This is a genomic window from Frigidibacter albus, from assembly GCF_009908165.1.
GTDB lineage: Bacteria > Pseudomonadota > Alphaproteobacteria > Rhodobacterales > Rhodobacteraceae > Frigidibacter > Frigidibacter albus.
This window is the reverse complement of sequence record NZ_JAAAUC010000008.1, coordinates 24,741-44,616: the sequence shown is the minus strand read 5'-3', so window position 1 is coordinate 44,616 and position 19,876 is coordinate 24,741. Positions and strand designations below refer to the sequence as shown.

Sequence of the window (19,876 nt, the reverse complement as noted above, 5' to 3'; positions counted from 1 at the left end):
AATGAAGAAGATCCTGACCCTGTCCACCGCACTGACGGCCGTGGGCTTTGCCGCCGCGGCGCAGGAAGTGACCGTGATGTCCTGGGGCGGTGCCTATACCGTCAGCCAGGTCGAAGCCTATCACAAGCCCTTCACCGCCGAGACCGGCATCAAGGTCGTGTCGGTCGATGCCGACAACCCGGCCACCCCGATCAAGGCGATGGTCGAGGCCGGCAACGTCACCATCGACGTGGCCGACGTGGAATATGCCGACGCCATCCGCCTGTGCGACGAGGGCCTGCTGGAAGAGATCGACCCGTCGATCCTGCCCGCCGCCCCCGATGGCACGCCTGCCACCGAAGACTTCCTGCCGGGCGCGCTGACCGATTGCGCGGTTGCCTCGATCGTGTTCTCGACCGTGTTCGCCTATGACACGACCAAGTTCCCCGAAGGCCCGACCACGATGGCCGATTTCTTCGACCTCGAAGGCTTCCCGGGCAAGCGCGGCATGCGCAAGGGCGCCAAGGCCAACCTCGAAATGGCGCTGATGGCGGACGGCGTGCCGGCGGACGAGGTCTATGCGCTGCTGGAAACCGATGAGGGCGTCGCGCAGGCGTTTGCCATGCTCGACAAGATCAAGGCCGACACCATCTGGTGGGAAGCCGGCGCGCAGCCGCCGCAGCTGCTGGCCGATGGCGAGGTGGTGATGACCACCGCCTATAACGGCCGGATCTTCGCGGCCCAGGTCGCCGAGGCCAAGCCGTTCGAGATCGTCTGGGACGGCCAGGTCTATGAATACGACCTGTTCGTGATCCCGAAGGGCGCCCCGAACATGGAAGCCGCGCTGGAGTTCGTCAAGTTCTCGACCGATACCCAGCGTCTGGCCGATCAGGCGAAATGGATCAGCTACGGTCCGGGCCGCAAATCCTCGGGCGCGCTGGTCGGCCTCTATCAGGACGGCGTGACCGAGATGGCGCCGCATATGCCGACCTCGGCCGAGAACCTGACCAATGCCCTGGCCTCTTCCTACGAGTTCTGGGTGGACCGCGATTCCGAGCTGAACGAGCGCTTCAACGCCTGGCTGGCGCAATAGGCGTTTCGGATTTCGCGTGACATATCGGGGCGGCGCCGGGTGCGCCGCCCCACCGGACCGGGGGTGAACATAATGGTCGCTATCGAGACAAGCGGCGGCGAGGGTCTGCGCGGCGGTCTGCTGACCACCGCCGACGGCAAGCCGCTGAAACAGGCGCTGGCCCATGCGCAGGCCCGGGCGAGGCGCAAGGCGCTGCTGCTGGTGGTGCCGCTGCTGGCCTTCATCGTGATCACCTTCGTGGTGCCGATCGGGCAATTGCTGTTCCGGTCGATCCACAATGACGGGTTCTCGGCCAACATGCCGCAGATCTCGGCCTGGTTCGACGAGACCAAGGCCGGGGACGCGCCCGATGAGGCCGCCTATGCGGCGCTGGTCGCCGACATTGCCGCCGCCGCCGAGGCGCGCACCATTGGCGTCGTCGGCACCCGCGTGAATTATGAGCTGTCGGGCACCCGCTCGCTCTTCACCTCGGCGGGACGCAATGCCGAGGATCTGGAGCCGCCCTACCGCGAGGCGCTGCTGGATCTCAACGCCAAATGGGGCGACCCGCAGCTTTGGGGGGTGATGCGCTCCGTCTCCTCGGCCTACAGCGCCAACTTCTACCTGGCGGCGCTGGACCTGGCCCGCGACGAGAATGGCGACATCGTCCGCGCGCCAGAGGACCGGCGCATCTACGGGATGCTGTTCATGCGCACGCTGTGGCTCTCGGCGCTGATCACCGGGCTGTGCCTGATCCTGGCCTATCCGGTGGCGCATCTGCTGGCGGTGCTGCCGCTGGCAAAGTCGAACCTGTTGATGATCCTCGTGCTGCTGCCGTTCTGGACCTCGCTTCTGGTGCGCACGACCAGCTGGATGGTGATGCTGCAGGAACAGGGCGTGATCAACAACACGATGGTAGCCCTCGGGCTGGTCGGCAATGAAAGCCGGATCCAGATGATGTACAACCAGGCCGGCACCATCATCGCGATGACCCATATCCTGCTGCCCTTCATGATCTTGCCGCTCTACTCGGTGATGCGCCCGATCAACCCCAGCTATGTGCGCGCCGCCCGCAGCCTCGGCGCCACCAGCTGGACCGCCTTCCGCCGGGTCTACCTGCCGCAGACGCTGCCGGGGATCGGGGCGGGGGCGCTCTTGGTCTTCATCCTGTCGGTGGGCTATTACATCACCCCGGCGCTGGTCGGCGGCGCTTCGGGCCAGCTGATCTCGAACCTGATCGCCTATCACATGCAGGACAGCCTGAACTGGTCGCTCGCCGCCGCGCTCGCCGCGCTGCTGCTGGCCGGGGTGCTGATCCTCTACTGGCTCTACGACCGCCTCATTGGCATCGACAATCTGAAACTGGGCTGACCGCTTCTGCTCATCTTCTTTGCAAAAATATCCCGGGGGTCCGGGGGCAGCGCCCCCGGCCGCCGGCCAAGGAGACCGCCATGGCGCTTCCGATCTACGCCTCGCCGCTCGAACGGGTCTGGCACTGGACCTACAAGGTGATCTGCACCGCGATCTTCATCTTCCTGATCGCGCCGATCCTGATCGTGATCCCGCTCTCGTTCAATGCCGAGCCCTATTTCACCTTCACGGAAAAGATGCTGTCCTTCGACCCCGAGGGGTATTCGCTGCGCTGGTACGACATGCTGCTGACCTTCGGCATGCAGGCGCCCGATGGCCCGCGCGACTGGTCCTGGTGGCGCGACGTGCTGGCCAACGCGACCTGGTTCGACGTGGCCTGGAACTCGATCATCATCGGCTTCTTCTCCACCATCCTCGCCACCGGGCTCGGTACGCTGGCAGCGCTTGGCCTGTCGCGGTCCGAGATGCCCTGGCGGCGGTCGATCATGGCGGTGCTGATCTCGCCGATGATCGTGCCGATCATCATCACCGCCACCGGCCTCTTCTTCTTCTACTCGAAGATCGAGATCCAGAAATGGGGCGTGCCCTATCTTGGCATCATCATGGCCCATGCGACGCTGGGGATCCCCTTCGTGATCATCACCGTCACCGCCACCCTGTCGGGGTTTGATCACTCGCTGAGCCGTGCCGCCGCCAGCCTTGGCGCCAATCCGCGCACCACCTTCTTCAAGGTGATCATGCCGCTGATCCTGCCCGGCGTGGTCTCGGGCGCGCTGTTTGCCTTCGTCACCTCCTTCGATGAGGTGGTGATGGTGCTGTTCATCGCCGGCCATGACGAACAGACGATCCCGCGGCAGATGTGGAACGGCATCCGCGAGCAGATCAGCCCGGCGATCCTCGCTGTGGCGACGATCCTGGTGGTGGTGTCGATCGCGCTGCTGGCGACGGTGGAGATCCTGCGGCGGCGGAGCGAGAAGCTGCGCGGGGTGACGGCGGGGTGAAACAGGGAGGGGGGCCTTCTGCCCCCCTCCCTGTTTCACCCCCCGAGGATATTTGGAAAAGGCAAAGGAGACAGGCGCTCTTGCGCTTTGCCTTTTCCAAATATCCTGCGGGGGGAGCCCGCAGGGCGTGGGGGGCGCAAAGCCCCCCTCTTGCTACGGCAGGATCGCCAGCCAGCCCCAGATCGTGAAGGCCGAGAGCGCGGTGGCGATCAGCACGCTGGAGGCGGCAACGCGACGGGCCGCGCCATACATGTTGGCAAAGAGATAGGCATTGACCCCCGGCGCCATCGAGGCGGTGACGACCGAGGAGCGCATCCCTGCCGTGTCGAGCCCCAGCCCCCAGCGGCCGGTGGCATAGGCGACCGCCGGATGCAGTACCAGCGACAGCACGCAGACCATGGCGATGGTGCGGAAATCGCCCTCGGGCCGGTAGCGCAGCAGCACGCCGCCAAGGCCGAAGAGGGCCGCGGGCAGGGCGGCGCTGGCCATCATCGCCACGGCGGCGCCGACCACGCCCGGCACCGGCAGCCCGGTCAGGTTCACCGCCAGCCCGGCGGCGATGCCGATCACCAGCGGGGTGCGGGCGATGCCGGCCAATGCCGCCAGCGCCACCCGGGCCGGGCTGGTGCCGCGGCCATGGTTGCGCACGATCTCCATCAGGGTGATGCCGAAGCCGTAGAGCAGCGGCGAGTGGATCGAGATGATGGCGAAGTTGCCGGCCAGCGCCTCGGTGCCATAGGCGCGCTCGGTGATCGGGATGCCCATCAGCAGCGAGTTGGAGAACAGGCAGCAGAACCCGATCGCCACGGCATCGGTTGCAGGCCGGCGGAACAGCCAGATCGAGCCGGCAAAGCCGAGGCCGAAGCTGAGGAAGGCGCCGGTATAGAAGCTGACCAGGATCCGCGGGTCCCAGCTTGCCGCGAGATCAAGGCCCGAGATCGACTTGAACAGCAGCACCGGCACCGCGAAGTTCTGCGCGAAGCGCATCACGCCCTCGACCGCGCTTTCGTTGAAGAGGCCGCGCCAGGCGGCGACATAGCCAAAGCCGATGATCAGGAAGACCGGCAGGATGACGTCGAGAAGGGCCTGCATCCGGTCAGAGGCCCAATTCGATCACCATGCCGTCGAAGGCCGGGATCACATGGGCAGGGGTCTCGGCGGCGACACGGTCATGGTCGAGGTCGATATGCATGTTGGTCAGCACGGCGCGGGCCGGGGCCGCGCGCTCGATCCATTCCAGCGCCAGCGCCAGATGGGCATGGGTCGGGTGCGGGATGCGGCGCAGGGCGTCGATCACGAAGACCTCCAGCCCCGCCAGATGCGGCCAGACCGCCTCATAGATCTCAGACACGTCGGGCATGTAGACCAGGGTGCCGATGCGGAAGCCAAGCGCGTCGATACCGCCATGCGCGACCTTCAGCGGCAGGAACGGGATCGGGCCGCCGGCGCCCTCGATCCGGAAGGCGCCGCGGATCGAATGCATGTCGCAGATCGGCGGATAGGCCGAGCCCTCGGGCTGCGCGAAGGCATAGCCGAAGCGGGCATAGAGCGAGTCCTGCGTGGCGCCATCGGCCCAGACCGGCAGGCGCTGGCGGGTGTTGAACACGATCTGGCGGAGGTCGTCGAGCCCGTGGGTGTGGTCGGCATGGGCATGGGTGAAGACCACGGCATCGAGCTCGCCAATCCCGGCGCGCAGCAGCTGGGTGCGCATGTCGGGCGTGGTGTCGATCAGCGCGCGGGTGGTGCCGCGGGGGCCCATGCGCTCCACCAGCATCGAGCAGCGCAGGCGGGTGTTGCGCGGGTTTTCCGGGTCGCATTCGCCCCAGTGGTTGCCAAGCCGCGGCACCCCGCCGGAGGAGCCACATCCGAGGATGGTGAAGCGCAGGGTCATGCCGCCTGCGCCTTGGCAACGGCGCGGGTGAAGAGCCGGTCAAAATTGGCGCTGGTGGCGGCGGCGAACTCGGGCAGGGTCAGCCCGAACACCTCGGCCCCGACGCGGGCGGTATGGGCGGTATAGGCGGGCTCGTTGCGGCGCCCGCGATGCGGGGGCGGGGCGAGGTAGGGGGAGTCGGTTTCCAGCAGGATCCGGTCCAGCGGGGCGGCGGCGAAGATGGCGCGCAGGTCAGCCGATTTGGGGAAGGCGGCGATGCCGGACATCGACAGGTAGAAGCCAAGCTCCAGCGCCGCCTGCGCCAGGTCCGCGCCCGAGGAGAAGCAATGCATCACGCAGCCATAGGCCCCGGCGCGGTGTTCCTCGGCGAGGATGCGGGCCATGTCGTCATCGGCATCGCGGGCATGGATGATTAGCGGCAGGCCGGTCTCGCGCGCGGCGGCGATATGGAGGCGCAGGCTTTCCTGCTGCGCCGCGGCGCTGTCGGCGCTGTAGTGGTAGTCCAGCCCGGTCTCGCCGATGCCCACGAATTTGGGGTGGCGGGCGAGGGCGACAAGCTGCTCCACCGTCGCCATCGGCTCTTCGCCGGCGCGCATCGGATGGGTGCCGGCGGCGTAGAACACGCCGTCATGCGCCTCGGCAATGGCGCGCACGGCAGGCTCGCTGGCCAGCCGCGTGCAGATCGTCACCATCCGCGTGACCCCGGCGGCGCGCGCGCGGGCAACCACCTGCGGCACCTCGCTGGCGAAGTCCGGGAAATCCAGATGGCAGTGGCTGTCGACTATTTCGGGGCTGGCGTTTTTTGGCAGCGCGAGGCCGCCAGTGCTGTCTTGGGCAGGGGTCTGGGGCATGGTCCGGCTTTCCTCAAGCGGCCAGCCGGGCCGCCGTCTCGTTCACCTGCAGCACCATATCCATGAGAAGCGCGGCAGGGTCAAGGTTGACCGCCCGACCATGACGCGCCCGCGCGCCCAGATCCTGCTGGCGCTGCGCCCAGAGGCGACCTGCCGCGGGGGTGGGCGCGAGCCGGGCAAACAGCTGCGCCTCGCCGGGCGCGGCCTCGGTCGCGGGCGGGCCTGCGACCCCGGCGCGGGCGAGGCGGGCGAGGAACAGGTCGAAGAGGGTCAGCAGTACATCGAAGCGGCCTTCGGCGGCGCGGCCCCCGGCGCTGTCGGCCAGTTGCAGGGCGCGGATCCGGTCGAGCCGCGGCATCCCGGCGAAGAGGTCGACCATCTGCGTGTAGGCGCGCAGGCCATCGAGGTTGACCAGCCGGATCGCCTCGCCGACCGATCCGGCGGACAGCTCGGCCAGCGCGGCGGCATGGGTGGTTTCGGTGCCCGCCTGTGCCAGCGCCGCCGCCATCTCCTCGGCGCTCAAGGTGCCAAGCCGCAGCTCGCGCACCCGCGAGCGGATGGTGGGCAAGAGGCTGGAGGGCTGGTGCGCGACCATCAGCAGCGTGGCGCCTGCGGGGGGTTCCTCCAGCAGTTTCAGCAGGGCATTGGCGGCATTGGGGTTCATCTCGTCGGCGGCGTCGATGATCGCCACGCGGCGGCCGCCATCGGCGGCGGAGAAGTTGAAGAAGGATTTGAGGCGGCGCACCTCGTCGACGCCGATCACGGCGCGCATCCGCGACTTGTCCTCGTCCCAGGTGCGACGCAGCAGGAACAGGCGGGATTCCGAGAGGGAGTGCATCCGGCGGGCCACCGGGTGGTCGGCGGGAATGTCGAGCGTCGTGGGGGGCGGGGGGGCGCCGAACATGCCCGCGTCCTCGGCCTCCGGGGTCGCCAGCAGGAAGCGGGCGATGCGCCAGGCGAGGGTGGCCTTGCCGACGCCGCGCGGGCCGGTGAGCATCCAGCCGTGATGCAGGCGGCCGGTGGCGAAGGCGTCGAGGAACCCGGCCTCGGCCTTGGCCTGCCCGAACAGGTGGCCCGTGTCGCGCGGATGCGGCGCGCCTTCGACGCGGTCAGCCTCGGGCAGCGGCTCGGCGAGTTCGGTGGAGGTGCGGGGCGCCCTCATGCCAAGCGCCCCTGCGCCACAGCCAGCACATCGGCGGCGACGGCGCCCGGATCGCGCCCCCCGTCGATCACCACGCAGCGGGCGGGAAACTCGGCGGCCAAAGCGAGGAAGCCGGCGCGCATGGTGTGCTGCATCGCCTCACCCATATCCTCGAACCGTTCCTCGGTGCCCTTGCGGGCGAAGGCGCGGGCGAGGCCGACGGCGGGGTCGATGTCGATGATGAAGGTCAGGTCCGGCTCGCGGCCGATCATCAGGCTGTGCAGCGCATCCACCTGCGCACGCAGATCGCCGCGGGTGATGCCCTGGTAGAGCCTCGTGCTGTCGGCGAAGCGGTCGGAGATGACGATGCGTCCGGCGGCGAGGGCAGGGCGGATGGTCTTTTCCAGATGGTCGCGGCGGGCGGCGGTGAACAGCAGGATCTCTGTCTCCGCCGACCAGCGGTCGGGGTCGCCCTCCAGCACCAGCCGGCGAATTTCCTCGGCGCCGGGGCTGCCGCCGGGCTCGCGCGTCAGCACCACGTCATGCCCGGCCCCGCGCAGGGCCTCGGCAAGCTGCCGCGCCTGGGTGGACTTGCCCGACCCGTCGATGCCCTCGAAGGTGATGAACATCGCGCCTGCGGTCCTTTCGCCTGGCCCTGGGCTCAGCTGCCCGACACGCGGGCCATCAGCGCGCTGGCGGCGACCGACAGGTGCTTGCCGAAACCGCCCACCGGCACGTCCGCCTCGGCCACCAGCGGCACGCGGATATCTTCCATATCGGGCAGGTCGAGCACCAGTTCCCCCAGCACCTGCCCCGCGGCGATCGGGGCCGAGATCGGGCCGTGATAGACCGCCTCGGCCTTGATCCCCTCTTGCGCCAGCGCCAGCGCCGGCAGCAGCAGCGTCAGGTCGTTCTCGACCACCAGCCCCACCATCTCGGCGGCGCCCATATGCACTTCGGCCTCGGCCAGCCGCGTGCCGCCCTTGGCCAGGGTGCGCAGCACGAATTGCCGGAACGCCCAGTTGGTCAGCGCCTCGGCCTCTTGCCGGCGCTCTGCCTCCGAGGTGAGGCCCGAGATCACGAAGACGATGCGGCGGCCGTTCTGCTCGGCCGAACCCACCAGCCCATAGCCGGCCTCTTGCGTATGCCCGGTCTTCAGCCCGTCGGCGCCGACGCCAAGCCCCAGCAGCGGATTGCGGTTGTTGGCATTGCTGGGGGCGCGGTCTTCGTAATTGAAGCCGGTCATGGCGAAATAGGGGTAGTATTCGGGGAATTCGGTGATCAGCCGCGTGGCAAGGATGCCAAGGTCATGCAGGCTCATCCGGTGGCCCTCGGCCGGCCAGCCCGACGAGTTCATGAAGGTCGAATTGCTCATGCCAAGCGCGCGGGCCCGTTCCGTCATCTGCCGCGAGAACGTCTCCTCGGACCCGGCCAGCCCCTCGGCGACCACCACGCAGGCATCGTTGCCCGAGTTGATGACGATGCCGCGGATCAGCTCCTCGACCGTCGGGCGGTCCATCTCGTTGAGGAACATCGTCGAGCCGCCCATTTCCTTCGCCCGGGTCGACACCGAGAACTGGGTGTCCATCGACACGGTGCCCGCCCGCAGCGCCTCGAACAGCATGTTCAGCGTCATCAGCTTGGACATGGAGGCCGGGGGCAGCGGGATGTCGGCATCCTTCTCCAGCAGCACCGTCTGCGTGGTCAGATCATAGACCCAGGCGGCACTGGCCTTGGTCTCATAGGCCGCGGCGGGGGCCAGCGATGCCAGCACGATCAGGGCAGAGTGGAGGAGGCGTTTCAGCATGGGTCTTGTCGCTCCGGGGTCTGGGGCAGGGCGGGGGCCTGTCGCGGCCCCCGGGGGGATTATCGGCTTACGGCATAGGCGTCGGGATAGCCGAGGCCCTTGACCTTGGCCACCGCCGCGGCACGCTCATCGGCGCCGTTCAGCGGGCCGACGATGACGCGCCAGAAGGTCTTGCCCTGGCTTTCGTCCTTGCGGATCGCCGGGGTCAGGCCCGCGGCGGTCATCTGGGCGGCGGCGCGGTCTGCGTTCGCCTCGACGCTGAAGATGCCGATCTGGATATACGGGCGGCCAGAGCCTGCCGCAGCGGCAGGGGCGGCGGGCTTCGGCGCGGGCGGGATATTGGCAGAGGCGGTGGGGGCGGCTGACGGATCGGCTGACGGGGCGGCGGGCGGATCGGCGCGGTCGATGGCGGCACTTGCCACGGCGTCGATCGGCGTCGCCTCGATCGGTTCGGCGGCGGCAATCGCCGGATCTGTCTCGGCCGTGGCGGTTCCGGCGCTTTCCTCGCGGCGCAGCGCCGTCACCTGCAGCGCGGCAGGCTGGCCGGCCAGCATGTCGAGCGCGCCGGCGGCGTCAGACGAGACCTGCAGCCGCGGGCCGGGCATGTCGCGCTCGCGTCGGAACAGCGCGCCGATGATGAACTTGCCATTGGCGGGGTTGCGGATGATCACCCGTTCGGGATCGGTCACGTCAGGATGCGCGACCCAGACCCCGCCAAGCGAGGGGCGCCCGTCCCACAGGCCCTGATCGGCCACATCGAACACCTCGGGCGCCTCGACATCGCGGTCCACCAGCGTGGCGGAACTCGCCTGCCGCACCGGCGCGCCCTCTGCCCCGTTGCCAGAGCCAAGCCCGAAGGGCATCTGCGTGCCCTCGCAAGCCGAAAGGCCCAGGGCCGCGCCCAGCAGCAGCGCGCCGCGCAGGCCCGTGGTCAGGCCGATCCGCCCGGTGGTGCCACTCGTCATTCTTGCCCCCTTCGCGCGCCCCTAGCACGGCGCTGCGCCCTCTGCCTGTTGCGGACAGGTGCCGTGGTCTTGCCCCCGTGCGGCGCTGCCCGGTGGGGCAGATGCCGTGCGTCGGTTCTGGTCCGCAGTCCCGCGGCAAGGCACCCGGCCCAGCCACGGCGCATCTTAGCGGCAAGGCTGGCGCAAGGAAAGGCCCGCGCCATGCCGCAGGCCGCCCCGCGGCCCCGCATTCGCGCGCCCGCCCGTCAGTTTTGCGTGAGCCCGGCGCGAGGCCCGCGCCCCTGCGCCGCGCATCCGCAAAACCCCGTCGCCGCCCTCTGGACCCCGACTCGCGGTTGGGGTTACAACGGGCAACGCGCCGGACCGGGGCAGGCAAACGGGGGATCCCGGCCTGCGCCGCGGAGGCAAGGAAGTGTGGCCGAGTGGTTTAAGGCTCCAGTCTTGAAAACTGGCGTGCGGGGAACCGTACCGTGGGTTCGAATCCCACCGCTTCCGCCACCTCGTCGTCAGGGATCGATGTTCACCGGGTTTTCGGGATGGGTCCGCATCCTTGTGGACGCGAGCCGGTGTCCCAGCCCCGATCACCAGCCAAGGCTGGCCACCTCGGCGCCGCCGGCCTGCGCGCAATCGGGCCGATGCAGCCGCTTGAACAAGGCTCAGCCTTGCGCCCGCGAGTCCTCGCCGCGCACTGCCGCCTCGATCGCTGCCACGTCGATCTTGCGCATGGTCATCATCGCCGTGAAGGCGCGCTGTGCGGTCTCGCCACCCGCCGCCATCGCATCGGTCAGCACCCGCGGCGTGATCTGCCAGTTCATCCCCCAGCGGTCCTTGCACCAGCCGCAGGCGCTCTCTGCCCCGCCATTGCCGGTGATCGCGGTCCAGTAGCGGTCGGTTTCCGCCTGGTCATCAGTGGCGATCTGGAAGGAAAACGCCTCGGTCTGCGGAAAGATCGGCCCGCCGTTTAGGCCGAGGCAGGGCAGGCCGCAAACGGTGAACTGCACTGTCAGCACGCCGCCGGCCTTGCCGCCGGGAAAGTCGGTCGGGGCGCGGTGGACGGCGGTGACCTCGCTGTCCGGGAAGGTTGCGGCGTAGAAGCGGGCGGCCTCCTCGGCAGTGCCGTCGAACCACAGGCAGATCAGGGCCTTGGGTGTCATGGTCGTCCTCCCTCTCAGCCAGGAACGCCGGGTTCCAGCACCGCCCATTTGACGCCGAACGGATCGGCCAGCAGCCCCCAGTCATCGCCCCAGGGCTGCCGCTCATAGGGGGCGAGCACGGTGCAGCCCGCAGCAACGGCCCGGTCCCACCAAGCGCGGCCATCGGCAACCACCAGTTGCAGATGCCCGAAATTCACGGCGGCAGAACTGCCCTCGGCAGTGTAATCGGTCATCATCAGGCAGCCATCATTGATCCCGACCTGCGCGTGCATCAGCCCGGGCGTGCCATCGGGGAAGGGCATCCGCCCCATCTCGGTCGCGCCGAAGGCCAATGCATAGAAATCGCAGGCCTCGCCCGCGCGCCCCCCAAGGACCAGATAGGGGATGACGCCCTTCATCGAGTTCGGGTCCGGCATGGTCGCTTCGGTCATGGTGATCCTCCCCAGGATTCGCGGGCTCTTGCCGCCACACAGTTACTTTGGTATCAAACTAAAATGCCCGAAACAACCCCCGCCCTCCTGCCACGCGACACGGTCCTGACCGTCCGCGACACCTGCCTGTGCCTTGCCACGCAGCGCGCCGCCCGCCGGCTTGCCCGCCGCTTCGATGCGGCGCTGCGGCCCTTCGGGCTGACCAACGGCCAGTTTTCGCTGATGGTGGCGCTGAACCGGCCCGAGCCGCCGCCGATGGGCCGCCTCGCGCCCTTCCTCGGCATGGAGCCCTCGACCCTGACCGCCGCCGTCAAACCGCTCGCCCGCCGCGGGCTGCTGGCGGTGGAGCCGGACCCCGAAGACCTGCGCTCCCGGCGCCTGCGCATCACCCCCGAAGGGGTGGCGCTGATGCGGGGGGCGGTGGCGGTGTGGCGGGGTGCCCATGCCGCGCTGGAGGCGGAGCTGGGGGCAGGGACCCCGGACGCCTTGCGCAGGGGGCTGGCGGAGATCGGCTAGCCCCAAACGCAAAACGCCCCTCTCTCGAGGGGCGCTTGCAATCTCACGTCAACCGGATCAGCCGGCGCGCGACTGGCGCTTGCGCTCATGCGGGTCGAGGTGGCGCTTGCGCAGGCGGATGATCTTCGGGGTCACCTCCACCAGCTCGTCATCGTCGATGTAGGAGATGGCCTCTTCAAGGCTCATCCGCACCGGGGTGGTCAGCCGCACCGCCTCATCCGTGCCCGAGGCGCGCATGTTGGTCAGCTTCTTGCCCTTCAGCGGGTTCACCTCGAGGTCATTGTCGCGGCTGTGCTCGCCGATGATCATGCCCTCATAGACCTGCTCCTGGGCGCCCAGGAACAGCTTGCCGCGGTCCTCGAGGTTCCACAGCGCGAAGGCGACGGTGGTGCCGTTCTCCATCGAGATCAGCACGCCCTGGCGGCGGCCCTGGATATGGCCCTTGAAGGGCGCCCATTCGTGGAAGATCCGGTTCAGGACGCCGGTGCCGCGGGTGTCGGTCAGGAACTGGCCGTGATAGCCGATCAGCCCGCGCGAGGGGACATGGGCCACGATCCGGGTCTTGCCGACGCCGGCGGGGCGCATCTCGACCAGGTCGCCCTTGCGCTCGCCGGTCAGCTTGTCGATCACCGCGCCCGAGTATTCGTCATCCACGTCGATGGTGACTTCCTCGATCGGCTCCATCTTCTGGCCGTCTTCGTCCTTGAAGATCACGCGCGGGCGGCTGATCGACAGCTCGAAGCCCTCGCGGCGCATGTTCTCGATCAACACGCCCATCTGCAATTCGCCGCGGCCCGAGACCACGAAGGCCTCGCCGCCCGGGGTGTCCTCGATCTTGATGGCGACGTTGGATTCAGCTTCCTTCATCAGCCGCTCGCGGATGATGCGGGATTGCACCTTGGTGCCGTCCTTGCCCGCCAGCGGCGAATCGTTGATGCCGAAGGTCACAGAGATCGTCGGCGGGTCGATCGGCTGCGACGGCAGGGGCACGTCCAGCGACAGGTCGCACAGCGTGTCGGCCACGGTCGCCTTGGTCATGCCGGCGACGGTGACGATGTCACCGGCCTGCGCCTCGTCGATCGGGGTCTGGCCGAGGCCGCGGAACGCCAGGATCTTCGACACGCGGAACTGCTCGATCCGCTCGCCGGTGCGCGACAGCGCCTTGAGCGTGTCGCCGATCTTCAGCGTGCCGCTTTCGACGCGGCCGGTCAGCACGCGGCCCATGAACGGGTCGGAGCCGAGCGTGGTGGCCAGCATCTGGAACGGCTCGGCCTGGCGCGCAACCTGCTTGGGCGACTGCACGTGGCGGATCACGGTGTCGAACAGCGCGGTCAGATCCTTGCGGGGACCGTCCAGCGTCTCATCGGCCCAGCCAGCGCGGCCCGAGGCGTAAAGATGGGGGAAATCCAGCTGTTCGTCGGTAGCGCCGAGGTTGGCGAAGAGGTCGAACACCTCGTTCAGCGCCCGGTCGGGCTCGGCATCGGCCTTGTCGACCTTGTTGAGGATCACGATGGGGCGCAGGCCAAGCGCCAGCGCCTTGGCCAGCACGAACTTGGTCTGCGGCATCGGGCCTTCGGCGGCATCCACCAGCAGGCACACGCCATCGACCATCGACAGGATCCGCTCCACCTCGCCGCCGAAATCGGCGTGGCCGGGGGTGTCGACGATGTTGATGCGGATGCCGTCATGCTCGACGCTCGTACACTTCGCCAGGATGGTGATCCCGCGCTCGCGCTCGATGTCATTGCTGTCCATCGCCCGTTCGGTCGTGGCCTGGTTCTCGCGGTAGGTGCCCGACTGTTTCAGAAGCTCGTCCACCAGGGTGGTCTTGCCGTGGTCAACGTGAGCGATGATCGCAATATTGCGAAGGTCCATGATATCGTCCTGTATGCTGCGCCGCCGCGCATAGACGATGTTCCCCCGAAAGGCCAGCGAATATGGCTTGGGTCGTGATGCAGGCTTGCTGGCCCGATGCCGGGATGGAAGGATTTGTGATGGAATACGACTTGGTGGCAGAGTTCGAGGCGTGCCTGGTGGGGCGAAGCTGCGTGGTCGAGCGGCGAGTGCACGACTGGGCGTTCGATCTGACGGGGGGCATCGGTTTGGCCGTGAGTTGCCCGTGGCGGATCGTAGCCGCTGGCGGAATCGCGTTCGGGTCCGGGGACCCTGGCGAGGTGTTCGGCCGCGCCGTGCCGGTTGATCGCGAGGCCGAGGCGCAGTGGGCGCTCGACGGCAAGGTCATCACTGCGGCAAGCGTGGACAGGCAGACCGCGGACCTGACACTGCAATTCGGGAAGGAGACACGGATCGATCTCTTCATCGACGCATTGAGCTACGAGGGCTGGCAGGCGGGCTATGGGACCAGTGGGAAGGGCTGGTCGGTGATCGCGATCTGCGGTGGAGAACTGGGGTTCATGGGAATCCACATCAATGAACCGAGGTTTGCGACAGCAGGTTGATCACCACGATCCCCGAGATGATCAGCGCGATGCCGACGACGGCCCACAGATCCAGCTTCTGCCCGAAGACGAAATAGCCCGAGATCGAGATCAGCACGATGCCGATCCCCGACCACAGCGCATAGGTCACCCCCAGCGGGATCACCTTCAGCACCTGCATGAAGAACCAGAACGCGCCGCCAAAGCCCACCACGATGCCGACCGAGGGCCAGAACCGGGTCAGCTGCTGGCTGGCCTGCAGGCAGGAGGTGCCGAAGGTTTCGAACAGCACGGCGATCAGCAAGAAGACATAGGTTTTCATCGGGAGGGGTCCGGGGGGGAGGGGCGTTGCCCTGCCTATACCCGCGATTGCGCCCCGGCGGAATGCCGGAAGCGACATCTCTCAGGCGGCGACATACCAGTCGCGCCGGTGGTTCATGGCGATCACCCCGTTCAGCATCAGCGCCCCCAGCAGCGACCAGGCCACCTGCATCGGCTCCAGCACGAAGGCGGAGGCAACAAACAGGCAGGCATCAAAGCCAAGCTGCACCCAGCCGGCGCGGATGCCCCAGCGGTCCTGCACGATCACCGCGACGATCGACACGCCCCCGAGGGAAGAGGCGTGGCGGAAGAGGCCGAGCAATCCCGCGCCCGCCACCACGCCGAACAGCACCGCGGCCGCGCCGGGGTGGATATGGGCGATGCTGACATAGGGCGCCATTGCATCGGCGAGGGCAGACACCGCGGCGACGGACACGAAGCTCTTGATCGCGAAGACCCGGCCCTTGCGCGCCCAGGCGATTGCGTAGAAGGGCAGGTTGATAAGGAAGAACACCGCGCCAAAGCTCCAGCCGGTGCCATAGGCGATGACCAGCGCCAGCCCCGCGGTGCCCCCCGTGACCAGCCCCGCCATGCGCAGAAGGTGGATGCCCAGCGCGCATTGCACGGTGCTGATGAACAGCCCCTGCGCATCCTCCAGGCGGCTATAGCGCGGAGTCGCGGCAGTGGTGAAGGCGGGGGGATTAAGGTCAGTGGTCATGACCTAAAATGCCGCAGTGCAGCACCTTTTGTAAAGTGCCGGTATTGCAACCCCACTTCGCATCCCGCGCATGGCTCAGGTGGCGATATAGCGGTCCCGCCGATGGTTCAGCGCAATCACCAGATTGACCACCAGCGCCCCAAGCGCCGACCAGGCCACGGTGATCGGATCGCGGATCAGCAGCGCCACCGAAAACAGGCACGCATCGAAGATCAGCTGCGTCCAGCCCGCCCGAAACCCGGTGCGGTCCTGCAGATAGAGGGCAACGATGCCGACGCCGCCAAGGCTCGCCCCATGCCGGAACAGCGCCAGCAGCGCCGAGCCGGACACGAAGCCGAACAGCACCGCCCCCACCCACGGGTTCAGATCGGCAAACGAGATGTAATCCGGCAGCACCGCCACCATCCCCGACAGCAGCGCCACCGCGATGAAGGTCTTCACCGTGAAACGCAGCCCCATCCGCCGGTAGCCCAGCCAGTAGAAGGGCAGGTTGACCGCAAAGAACACCGGGCCAAAGCCCCAGCCGGTGGCGTAGGAGATCAGGATCGCCAGCCCCGCCGTCTGCCCGGTGATCATCCCCAGATGGGTCAGGATCACGATGCCGAAGGCCGCCATGCCGGTGCCATAGAGGATGCCCTGCGCATCCTCGATCAGGCTGTGCCGGCTGACGCCAGCCGCAGCGGGGGCAGCAGGGGCGGCGGTCTCGGGGGCGGAGAGGGATGTCTGGCTCATGCCCGTTCTGTGCCGCAAGCGCGGCCCCGCGTCCAGCCCGTGCCGACACACTGGTAGGCAAAGCACCCTTACACACGCAACTTTGCCTTGCCTTCCGCGTTGCCGCTGACGCAGTTTTGCACACCACATCAAACGTCCCTGTGCCGGGCCCGGCCGCGCAAGGATGCCGGAGACCGACATGAACGACAGCTTGCAGGGCCTGTTTTCGGGCGGTGGACCGGCCGCGGCAGAGCTGCGCGGCGTGGACTGGGCCGCCCACCCGCTCGGGCCCCCGGACCTCTGGCCCCCGGCGCTGAAGGTGGCGGTGCAGATGATGCTGGCCTCGGAATTTCCCAAATGCCTGTTCTGGGGCCCCGAGATGATCTCGCTGCACAACTCCGCCTTCCGCATCATCCTTGGCGACAAGCCGCCCGCGCAGGGCCAGCCGATGCGCGAGGTCTGGTCCGAAATCTTCGACGATGTCGAACCGCTCGCCCGACGCGCGCTGGCGGGCGAGGCGGTGTTCTTCAATGACATGCCGCTGCTGATCAATCGGCATGGCAGCCCCGAACAGGCCTTCTTCACCTTCTGCTACAGCCCGATCCGGGATGAGGCCGGCGCGGTTGCCGGCTTCATCGACACCGTGATCGAAACCACGCCGCGGGTGATGGCCGAGCGGGAACTGGCGATCCGCAATGCCGAACTGACCCACCGGATCAAGAACACCTTTTCCATCATCTCGGTGATCGCCCGGCAGACCCTGCGCGGCGCCCCGGACATGGAAACCGCATGGCAGGTGCTGTCGCAGCGGCTCGGCGCGCTGGCCGAGACCCACAGCGTGCTCTCCGCCGATCATCATGTCGCCGCCCCGATGGATGAGGTGGTCACGGCGGCGCTGCGCCCGCACCGCACCGGCGAGGGCCGGTTCAACCTCAGCGGCGGCCCGATCCGCCTGCGCGAACAGCAGGCGCTGGCCCTGTCGCTGGGGCTGAACGAACTGGCGACCAACGCGGTGAAATACGGCGCGCTGTCGGTCGGGGGCGGCCAGGTCGATCTGGCCTGGGCCGAGGAAGAAGGGCCCGATGGCCCGCAGGTGCGCTTCACCTGGGTCGAGCGCGCCGGCCCCCCGGTGGTGCCGCCCACCCGCCGCAGCTTTGGCTCGCGGCTGATCGAGCAGATCGTGCCGCAGGATTTCGGCGGCACGGCCAGCCTCGACTATGCGGCGGACGGATTTCGGTATACACTTCTCGGCAAGCTCGGCCGCACCTCCTGACCCTGTGCCAGACAGCTGCCGCTCCCGGCAACAATCGGCCGATTTACATGACATTAACGCGCGATAATCCGCCAATGCGGTCCTGAAATGGCCCCATTCTCGGGTCACCGTGGGCCTTGAGGGGCATTGCCTGCCGGCCCGAGAGTGGATGGGGAGCCACGACCCGGACCCGGCAGATCTCTACTGGAGAAATGCCATGACAGCCTATCTTGAAATTCTGCCACGTCTGCGGACCCTTGGCGCGGTCGCCCTGACCTCGGCGGCGCTGGTCGCCCCTGTGCCGCTGCTGGCGCTGGATGTCGGCGTCAGTGTCGGCGGTGTCGATGTCGGCGCCTCGGTCGGCCACGGCTCGGCCGCCGATGTCGATGTCGGCGTCGGGGATGACGTGGGCGCCAATGCCACGGTCGGCGGCGGCTCGGCGGCCAATGTCGATGCCAATGTCGGCGGCCTCGATGCCAATGCCGAGGTGCTGGGGCCGGGCAGTGTCGCCGATGTCTGCGTCGGCAATTGCGACACCGCCGCGGTTCCGGGTACGCCCGGAACACCCGGCACACCGGGCGTGCCCGGCACCCCGGGGGTCCCCGGAACCGTCAGCACTGCGGGCGCCAGCACCCTGCCGCCGATCGCCCGCGGCCCGTTCGTCTGCGCGGGCAGCGGCAACACCACCGCCTTCGACGGTTACCCGCTGATGGACCGCAACGGCGCCTTCCTCGGTCATGTCCACTCGACAGAGCTGGCGGGCGGCACGGTGATCCAGACGGTGCGGATCCAGACCGTGGGCAACCGCTGCGCCACCATCTCGAAGGGAGGGTTCACCGTGTCGGGCACCGCGATGCGCGCCGGCTTCACCGCGGCGCAGGCGGGGCTGGCGACCAACTGAAGGGCGGGGGCCATGAATGCAACCGGGGCCGGCATCGCTGCCGGCCCCGTTTCACATCCGCCGGGGTATCAGCCCACCAGCGCCTTGTTCAGGTACTCGTCGACCTTTTCCAGATAGCCGACCGTGGTCAGCCACTTCTGGTCGGGCCCGACCAGCAGCGCCAGATCCTTGGTCATCCAGCCATCTTCGACCGCATCCACGGTGACCTTTTCCAGCGTATTGGCAAAGCGCAGCAGCTCGGCATTGTCATCCAGCTTGGCGCGGTGCTTCAGACCGCCGCTCCACGCATAGATCGACGCGATGGAGTTGGTCGAGGTTTCCTTGCCGGCCTGATGCTGGCGGTAGTGGCGGGTGACGGTGCCATGCGCCGCCTCTGCCTCGACCGTCTTGCCATCGGGCGTCATCAGCACCGAGGTCATCAGGCCAAGCGAGCCGAAGCCCTGCGCCACGGTGTCCGACTGCACGTCGCCATCGTAGTTCTTGCAGGCCCAGACATAGCCGCCCGACCATTTCATCGCCGAGGCGACCATGTCGTCGATCAGACGGTGTTCATAGGTGATGCCCGCCGCCTTGAACTTGTCGGCGAACTCTTCGTCATAGACCTTCTGGAACAGATCCTTGAAGCGCCCGTCATAGGCCTTGAGGATGGTGTTCTTGGTCGACAGATACACCGGCCAGCCCTTGACCAGCCCGTAGTTCATCGAGGCGCGGGCGAAGTCGATGATCGAGGCATCGAGGTTGTACATCGCCATCGCCACACCGGCACCGGGGGCGTCGAACACGTCACGCTCGATCACCGTGCCGTCGTTGCCGACGAACTTGATGGTCAGCTTGCCCGCGGTCGGGAAGTGGAAATCGGTGGCGCGGTACTGGTCGCCGAAGGCATGGCGGCCAATGACGATCGGCTGGGTCCAGCCCGGCACCAGCCGCGGCACGTTCTTGCAGATGATCGGCTCGCGGAAGATCACGCCGCCGAGGATGTTGCGGATCGTGCCGTTGGGCGACTTCCACATCTGCTTGAGGCCGAATTCCTCGACCCGCTGCTCGTCCGGGGTGATGGTCGCGCATTTGACGCCGACGCCGTGTTCCTTGATCGCCAGCGCAGAGTCGATGGTGATCTGGTCATTGGTGCGGTCACGCTCTTCGATCCCGAGGTCGTAATATTTCAGGTCGATGTCGAGATAGGGCAGGATCAGCTTTTGCTTGATGAAGTCCCAGATGATCCGGGTCATCTCGTCGCCGTCGAGCTCGACGACGGGGTTGTCTACCTTGATCTTGGTCATTGGCTTCTCCGCTTGGGTGACTCTGCTGCGCGCTGCATAGCCGAAAACCGGCGGGCGGGGAAGGTGGTATGCA

21 protein-coding genes and 1 tRNA gene are annotated in these 19,876 nt (G+C 67.7%); 8 read left to right on the top strand and 14 right to left on the bottom strand.

Features of this window, described 5'->3' with window-relative positions:
- The first annotated feature begins 1 nt into the window (after position 1).
- The 3 genes from GVY41_RS13130 to GVY41_RS13120 all read left to right on the top strand — a co-directional run bounded on the left by GVY41_RS13130 (position 2) and on the right by GVY41_RS13120 (position 3,423).
- On the top strand, positions 2–1,072 hold the full coding sequence (locus GVY41_RS13130; protein ID WP_161347229.1) for an ABC transporter substrate-binding protein: 1,071 nt from the start codon (positions 2–4) through the stop codon (positions 1,070–1,072).
- Between the two features lie 72 nt (positions 1,073–1,144).
- Positions 1,145–2,422 (top strand): ABC transporter permease, encoded by a 1,278-nt coding sequence (locus GVY41_RS13125; protein WP_161347227.1) that lies wholly within the window; start codon positions 1,145–1,147, stop codon positions 2,420–2,422.
- An 80-nt stretch (positions 2,423–2,502) separates the two neighbouring features.
- Positions 2,503–3,423, top strand: coding sequence for an ABC transporter permease (locus GVY41_RS13120; protein ID WP_161347225.1), 921 nt, complete (start codon positions 2,503–2,505; stop codon positions 3,421–3,423).
- A gap of 153 nt (positions 3,424–3,576) precedes the next feature.
- Here GVY41_RS13120 and GVY41_RS13115 read toward each other — a convergent pair whose 3' ends face one another.
- From GVY41_RS13115 to GVY41_RS13085, 7 genes are read right to left on the bottom strand one after another with little or no spacing between them, the layout of a single operon-like run.
- The gene (locus tag GVY41_RS13115) at positions 3,577–4,515 is read right to left on the bottom strand and encodes an AEC family transporter (RefSeq protein ID WP_161347222.1); all 939 of its coding nucleotides are present in this window, start codon (positions 4,513–4,515) and stop codon (positions 3,577–3,579) included.
- Positions 4,516–4,519: 4 nt separating this feature from the next.
- The gene (locus GVY41_RS13110) at positions 4,520–5,314 is read right to left on the bottom strand and encodes an MBL fold metallo-hydrolase (protein ID WP_161347220.1); all 795 of its coding nucleotides are present in this window, start codon (positions 5,312–5,314) and stop codon (positions 4,520–4,522) included.
- Positions 5,311–6,165 carry a TatD family hydrolase gene (locus GVY41_RS13105; protein WP_161347218.1) on the bottom strand — a complete coding sequence of 285 codons (855 nt, stop codon included), beginning with the start codon at positions 6,163–6,165 and terminating at the stop codon, positions 5,311–5,313. Before GVY41_RS13105 ends, GVY41_RS13110 begins: the two co-directional genes overlap by 4 nt.
- 13 nt (positions 6,166–6,178) lie before the next feature.
- The gene (locus GVY41_RS13100; RefSeq protein WP_161347216.1) at positions 6,179–7,327 is read right to left on the bottom strand and encodes a DNA polymerase III subunit delta'; all 1,149 of its coding nucleotides are present in this window, start codon (positions 7,325–7,327) and stop codon (positions 6,179–6,181) included.
- Positions 7,324–7,935: a dTMP kinase gene (gene tmk / locus GVY41_RS13095; protein ID WP_161347214.1), complete on the bottom strand. Its 612-nt coding sequence runs from the start codon at positions 7,933–7,935 to the stop codon at positions 7,324–7,326. The genes GVY41_RS13100 and tmk overlap by 4 nt, the downstream gene beginning before the upstream one ends.
- Positions 7,936–7,967: 32 nt before the next feature.
- Positions 7,968–9,113, bottom strand: a complete 1,146-nt coding sequence (locus GVY41_RS13090) for a D-alanyl-D-alanine carboxypeptidase family protein (protein WP_161347213.1) — start codon at positions 9,111–9,113, stop codon at positions 7,968–7,970.
- 59 nt (positions 9,114–9,172) lie between these two features.
- Entirely contained in the window at positions 9,173–10,078 is a 906-nt protein-coding gene (locus GVY41_RS13085) for an SPOR domain-containing protein (RefSeq protein WP_163535491.1), read from the bottom strand.
- Between the two features lie 408 nt (positions 10,079–10,486).
- On the opposite strand from GVY41_RS13085, the gene GVY41_RS13080 reads away from it, so the two are divergent.
- A tRNA-Ser gene (locus tag GVY41_RS13080) sits at positions 10,487–10,576 on the top strand.
- A gap of 158 nt (positions 10,577–10,734) precedes the next feature.
- Here GVY41_RS13080 and GVY41_RS13075 read toward each other — a convergent pair.
- Both GVY41_RS13075 and GVY41_RS13070 read right to left on the bottom strand, forming a co-directional pair.
- Complete coding sequence (locus GVY41_RS13075) at positions 10,735–11,232, bottom strand: VOC family protein (RefSeq protein WP_161347210.1); 498 nt, start codon at positions 11,230–11,232, stop codon at positions 10,735–10,737.
- A gap of 14 nt (positions 11,233–11,246) precedes the next feature.
- Positions 11,247–11,663, bottom strand: a complete 417-nt coding sequence (locus GVY41_RS13070; protein WP_229726060.1) for a VOC family protein — start codon at positions 11,661–11,663, stop codon at positions 11,247–11,249.
- A 63-nt stretch (positions 11,664–11,726) separates the two neighbouring features.
- Between GVY41_RS13070 and GVY41_RS13065 the strand changes: the two genes are divergently transcribed.
- A complete protein-coding gene (locus GVY41_RS13065) occupies positions 11,727–12,179 on the top strand; it encodes a MarR family winged helix-turn-helix transcriptional regulator (RefSeq protein ID WP_161347208.1) in 453 nt (150 codons plus the stop codon).
- A 57-nt stretch (positions 12,180–12,236) separates the two neighbouring features.
- Here the strand turns inward: GVY41_RS13065 and typA are convergent, their stop codons facing one another.
- On the bottom strand, positions 12,237–14,054 hold the full coding sequence (gene typA / locus GVY41_RS13060) for a translational GTPase TypA (RefSeq protein WP_161347206.1): 1,818 nt from the start codon (positions 14,052–14,054) through the stop codon (positions 12,237–12,239).
- 119 nt (positions 14,055–14,173) lie between these two features.
- Between typA and GVY41_RS13055 the strand changes: the two genes are divergently transcribed.
- Positions 14,174–14,638, top strand: coding sequence for a hypothetical protein (locus GVY41_RS13055; protein WP_161347197.1), 465 nt, complete (start codon positions 14,174–14,176; stop codon positions 14,636–14,638).
- Here the strand turns inward: GVY41_RS13055 and GVY41_RS13050 are convergent.
- The 3 genes from GVY41_RS13050 to GVY41_RS13040 all read right to left on the bottom strand — a co-directional run bounded on the left by GVY41_RS13050 (position 14,607) and on the right by GVY41_RS13040 (position 16,388).
- Entirely contained in the window at positions 14,607–14,939 is a 333-nt protein-coding gene (locus GVY41_RS13050) for a DMT family transporter (protein ID WP_161347195.1), read from the bottom strand. The two genes, GVY41_RS13055 and GVY41_RS13050, sit on opposite strands and share 32 nt — an antisense overlap.
- 81 nt (positions 14,940–15,020) lie before the next feature.
- On the bottom strand, positions 15,021–15,656 hold the full coding sequence (locus GVY41_RS13045) for a YitT family protein (protein ID WP_161347193.1): 636 nt from the start codon (positions 15,654–15,656) through the stop codon (positions 15,021–15,023).
- 75 nt (positions 15,657–15,731) lie between these two features.
- Positions 15,732–16,388, bottom strand: coding sequence for a YitT family protein (locus tag GVY41_RS13040; RefSeq protein WP_161347191.1), 657 nt, complete (start codon positions 16,386–16,388; stop codon positions 15,732–15,734).
- 178 nt (positions 16,389–16,566) lie between these two features.
- Here GVY41_RS13040 and GVY41_RS13035 point away from each other — a divergent pair, with 178 nt between their 5' ends.
- Both GVY41_RS13035 and GVY41_RS13030 read left to right on the top strand, forming a co-directional pair.
- Complete coding sequence (locus GVY41_RS13035; protein ID WP_161347189.1) at positions 16,567–17,640, top strand: sensor histidine kinase; 1,074 nt, start codon at positions 16,567–16,569, stop codon at positions 17,638–17,640.
- A gap of 196 nt (positions 17,641–17,836) precedes the next feature.
- Positions 17,837–18,520, top strand: coding sequence for a hypothetical protein (locus tag GVY41_RS13030; protein ID WP_161347187.1), 684 nt, complete (start codon positions 17,837–17,839; stop codon positions 18,518–18,520).
- Positions 18,521–18,588: 68 nt separating this feature from the next.
- Here GVY41_RS13030 and GVY41_RS13025 read toward each other — a convergent pair whose 3' ends face one another.
- Positions 18,589–19,803: an NADP-dependent isocitrate dehydrogenase gene (locus GVY41_RS13025; RefSeq protein WP_161347185.1), complete on the bottom strand. Its 1,215-nt coding sequence runs from the start codon at positions 19,801–19,803 to the stop codon at positions 18,589–18,591.
- Positions 19,804–19,876 lie beyond the last annotated feature (73 nt).

Bases quoted from the DNA above. Each gene is read 5' to 3' on its own strand.
- GVY41_RS13130 (WP_161347229.1), top strand. From the start codon at position 2: ATGAAGAAGATCCTGACCCTGTCCACCGCACTGACGGCCGTGGGCTTT.
- GVY41_RS13125 (WP_161347227.1), top strand. From the start codon at position 1,145: ATGGTCGCTATCGAGACAAGCGGCGGCGAGGGTCTGCGCGGCGGTCTG.
- GVY41_RS13120 (WP_161347225.1), top strand. From the start codon at position 2,503: ATGGCGCTTCCGATCTACGCCTCGCCGCTCGAACGGGTCTGGCACTGG.
- GVY41_RS13115 (WP_161347222.1), bottom strand. From the start codon at position 4,515: ATGCAGGCCCTTCTCGACGTCATCCTGCCGGTCTTCCTGATCATCGGC.
- GVY41_RS13110 (WP_161347220.1), bottom strand. From the start codon at position 5,314: ATGACCCTGCGCTTCACCATCCTCGGATGTGGCTCCTCCGGCGGGGTG.
- GVY41_RS13105 (WP_161347218.1), bottom strand. From the start codon at position 6,165: ATGCCCCAGACCCCTGCCCAAGACAGCACTGGCGGCCTCGCGCTGCCA.
- GVY41_RS13100 (WP_161347216.1), bottom strand. From the start codon at position 7,327: ATGAGGGCGCCCCGCACCTCCACCGAACTCGCCGAGCCGCTGCCCGAG.
- tmk (WP_161347214.1), bottom strand. From the start codon at position 7,935: ATGTTCATCACCTTCGAGGGCATCGACGGGTCGGGCAAGTCCACCCAG.
- GVY41_RS13090 (WP_161347213.1), bottom strand. From the start codon at position 9,113: ATGCTGAAACGCCTCCTCCACTCTGCCCTGATCGTGCTGGCATCGCTG.
- GVY41_RS13085 (WP_163535491.1), bottom strand. From the start codon at position 10,078: ATGACGAGTGGCACCACCGGGCGGATCGGCCTGACCACGGGCCTGCGC.
- GVY41_RS13075 (WP_161347210.1), bottom strand. From the start codon at position 11,232: ATGACACCCAAGGCCCTGATCTGCCTGTGGTTCGACGGCACTGCCGAG.
- GVY41_RS13070 (WP_229726060.1), bottom strand. From the start codon at position 11,663: ATGACCGAAGCGACCATGCCGGACCCGAACTCGATGAAGGGCGTCATC.
- GVY41_RS13065 (WP_161347208.1), top strand. From the start codon at position 11,727: ATGCCCGAAACAACCCCCGCCCTCCTGCCACGCGACACGGTCCTGACC.
- typA (WP_161347206.1), bottom strand. From the start codon at position 14,054: ATGGACCTTCGCAATATTGCGATCATCGCTCACGTTGACCACGGCAAG.
- GVY41_RS13055 (WP_161347197.1), top strand. From the start codon at position 14,174: ATGGAATACGACTTGGTGGCAGAGTTCGAGGCGTGCCTGGTGGGGCGA.
- GVY41_RS13050 (WP_161347195.1), bottom strand. From the start codon at position 14,939: ATGAAAACCTATGTCTTCTTGCTGATCGCCGTGCTGTTCGAAACCTTC.
- GVY41_RS13045 (WP_161347193.1), bottom strand. From the start codon at position 15,656: ATGACCACTGACCTTAATCCCCCCGCCTTCACCACTGCCGCGACTCCG.
- GVY41_RS13040 (WP_161347191.1), bottom strand. From the start codon at position 16,388: ATGAGCCAGACATCCCTCTCCGCCCCCGAGACCGCCGCCCCTGCTGCC.
- GVY41_RS13035 (WP_161347189.1), top strand. From the start codon at position 16,567: ATGAACGACAGCTTGCAGGGCCTGTTTTCGGGCGGTGGACCGGCCGCG.
- GVY41_RS13030 (WP_161347187.1), top strand. From the start codon at position 17,837: ATGACAGCCTATCTTGAAATTCTGCCACGTCTGCGGACCCTTGGCGCG.
- GVY41_RS13025 (WP_161347185.1), bottom strand. From the start codon at position 19,803: ATGACCAAGATCAAGGTAGACAACCCCGTCGTCGAGCTCGACGGCGAC.